The organism is Humitalea rosea (assembly GCF_003253705.1).
In the GTDB taxonomy this organism is placed as follows: domain Bacteria; phylum Pseudomonadota; class Alphaproteobacteria; order Acetobacterales; family Acetobacteraceae; genus Humitalea; species Humitalea rosea.
Genome location: NZ_QKYU01000061.1, coordinates 1 through 2448, shown reverse-complemented (window position 1 = coordinate 2448; position 2448 = coordinate 1). Strand labels below are relative to the sequence as shown.

The following is a 2448-nucleotide window of genomic DNA, read 5'->3' as shown; positions in this document are numbered from 1 at the left end:
GTGGGCAGCGGCTCCGGAATGGGTGGCGCGACGACTGCCGGCCGCGGCGGGGCCGGGGGTGGCGAAGGCGAAGGCGAAGGCGCCGGCTGTACCGGTACCGGCGCCACCATGGCCGCCGTCTTGCGCGCCGGATCGCTGCTCGCGGCCAGCCGCGCGCGCACCTTCTCGACGTCCCAGCCGCCGCCCGGCTCCTGCGCGATGCGGCCGGATTTGGGCGGCCTTCTGCAGCGCGGTGTGCGAGATGCCGAGCCGGCGCGCCACCTCGCGCTGCGAGGACACCAGCGCATCGGAAGCGGCTGCGATCATGATGTGATCGAACGCCTCCGATCTTAGCAATTCGATGAGCGCGAGATGCGCTTGGCTCACGCGCGGCACAGCGCGAATGGTCCGTCACACGCAGGGATGCCCTGCAGCAACAGACGGAGACGACCATGACCGACCGCACCGCCCGCACCACCCGCAACCAGGAGAACAGCCTGGCCGCTTTCCTGGCGAAGAAGGCCGAATTCGACGGCCTCCTCGCCGAACTCACCCAGGCCAGCGAAGACCATTTCGGCGCGGACCCCGAGACGGTGCTCTGGGGCGAAGCGGCCTGGCTTTCGGATGCCACCGCGAAGCTGAAGGACATCGCGGACCAGCATTTCCGCCGCGGCGAATACGCAGCCTGACGCAGGACGCTCCCGCACCGCCCCGACCGGCAGCGCCGGCGGGGCTCCCGGCAGTAGGGGCCGATGACCGGCACCCGGAACCGGAGACCACCACGATGACCAAGCTTTCCGACACCCAGCGCGTGATCCTCAGCGCCGCCGCGCAGCACGAGATGGGCCTTGCCCGCGCGCCGAAGAATCTGCCGGCCGCGGCGCGCAACGCGGTGTTCCGCAGCCTGATCAAGAACAACCTGCTGACCGAGATCAACGCCCCGCGGGAGCATGTAGGGCTCGGCTGGCGCCAGGACGAGGACGGCACCTGGATCGTGGCGCGCATCACCGACGAGGGGCTGCGCGCCATCGGCATCGACCCGAACGAGGGCGATGCGGTGGCCGACACGGCGCCAACCTTGGCGCCCGACGCAGCGCCGGGGGAAAGCCCCGCCCCCGCAGCCGACCCCGCCCAGGCCGCGCCCCTGGCGGAGGAAATTGCCCTGCTCGACCAGGCCCTGGCGGCACGCGCCGCCACGCCGCGGACCAGCCTGCGCGATGCCGCCGCGGCGGTGCTCGCCGCCTGGGATGACGAGGCCAACCGCGAGGGCGACATGATCGGTGCCCTGGACGCGCCGATGGGAGCCCTGCGCAGCCTGCTCGCTGGCAAGCCCGCCCGCATCGCCCGCGAGCCGGGCGCGCCCCGCAAGCCGCGCGAGGGCACGAAGCAGGAGCAGGTCCTGGCGATGCTGCGCCGCCCCGAGGGCGCGACGGTCGCGCAGATCGCCGAAGCGACGGGATGGGCGCAGCACACGGTGCGCGGCTTCTTCGCGGGGCTGAAGAAGAAGGGCCACGCGGTCGAGGTGAAGTCGCGGGAGCGGATGGTCGGCCCCAACAAGACCGGCGCCAAGGGCTCCTTCACGATCTACGCCTTATGCGGAGCTCCGCATAAGCCGTAATATGCGGAGTCAAAGATTATGCGAAGCGCAGGCAGCGGCCGCGCAGTCGGCTCTGTGTTTGAGCGGTCTGTGACTCCGCATAATTTTCGGATGATCCGGTTCTCCCTCGGTGCTCACTGGGCATCGGAAAGGGAGGAACTTGGTGCCTGACGAGGTTCTGGCCATGCTGCAGGATGTCAGCCACCGCAGGAATTATGCGGAGTGAATCTCGCCAAAACACGGCAACGAAAGCCATGCTGTCGCCAGCGCTCCGCATAATTTTTCGCTCCGCATATTACGCCCTGGCCGAGTGAAGCGTCTCAGCCACGCCACTGAACATGATCGGAAGCGCCGGGGATCATCCAGATTCCCGGCGCTCTATTGAGTTGGCTGCGTTCCGACACAGCGCGAATCGTCCGTCACGCGCAGGGGCATCCCGCCCCGCCAGACGGAGACGACGATGACCGCCACCATTCTCCCGCATGAGACCGCCGAAGGCCCGCAGGATCGCGCTGCCTGGCAGCAGCTTCTCGCCACCGCCCCGCGCAACACCGACAGCGTGGGCCGCGCGACGATCCAGGTCTGCACCGCCAGCGACGGGCGCGGGATCTTCGCCACGGTGGACTACGCCACCTGGCAGACCGAGAAGGAGGAAGGCTGATGTCCTCCGAACGCCGCTGGATCATCCTGGCGCAGGACGGCCGCCACGTGACCATGGGCCGCGCCGCAGCACCCAGCGAGGCGGAAGTTGAGGCGGCCGCCGCGGCGCTCGCCGCGCAGGGGCTGGCGGGATGGCTCGCCACGCTGGACGGCAACTACTGGTCGCGCCGTCGCGTGGCGCTCGCGCCCGTGCAGATGCTCGGCGACGGCGC

4 protein-coding genes and 1 pseudogene are annotated in these 2448 nt (G+C 69.9%); 4 read left to right on the top strand and 1 reads right to left on the bottom strand.

Annotation, left to right across the window (positions count from 1 at the left end; translation table 11 throughout):
* On the bottom strand, window positions 1-366 hold a 366-nt coding region (locus C8P66_RS23705), incomplete at its 3' end, for a hypothetical protein (RefSeq protein ID WP_211314263.1).
* A 65-nt stretch (window positions 367-431) separates the two neighbouring features.
* Here C8P66_RS23705 and C8P66_RS23320 point away from each other — a divergent pair.
* The 4 genes and pseudogenes from C8P66_RS23320 to C8P66_RS23305 all read left to right on the top strand — a co-directional run.
* Window positions 432-668, top strand: coding sequence for a hypothetical protein (locus C8P66_RS23320; protein ID WP_111400666.1), 237 nt, complete (start codon window positions 432-434; stop codon window positions 666-668).
* 95 nt (window positions 669-763) lie between these two features.
* Window positions 764-1597, top strand: a complete 834-nt coding sequence (locus C8P66_RS24640; RefSeq protein WP_245903764.1) for a DUF3489 domain-containing protein — start codon at window positions 764-766, stop codon at window positions 1595-1597.
* Window positions 1598-2036: 439 nt separating this feature from the next.
* Window positions 2037-2237: a hypothetical protein gene (locus tag C8P66_RS23310; protein WP_111400665.1), complete on the top strand. Its 201-nt coding sequence runs from the start codon at window positions 2037-2039 to the stop codon at window positions 2235-2237.
* Window positions 2237-2448 (top strand): annotated as a pseudogene (locus C8P66_RS23305) (hypothetical protein); the annotation flags it as partial. The gene C8P66_RS23310 and the pseudogene C8P66_RS23305, both read left to right, overlap by 1 nt.

Excerpts from the sequence above, each read along its gene's own strand:
- C8P66_RS23320 (WP_111400666.1), top strand. The coding sequence starts at position 432 with ATGACCGACCGCACCGCCCGCACCACCCGCAACCAGGAGAACAGCCTG.
- C8P66_RS24640 (WP_245903764.1), top strand. The coding sequence starts at position 764 with ATGACCAAGCTTTCCGACACCCAGCGCGTGATCCTCAGCGCCGCCGCG.
- C8P66_RS23310 (WP_111400665.1), top strand. The coding sequence starts at position 2,037 with ATGACCGCCACCATTCTCCCGCATGAGACCGCCGAAGGCCCGCAGGAT.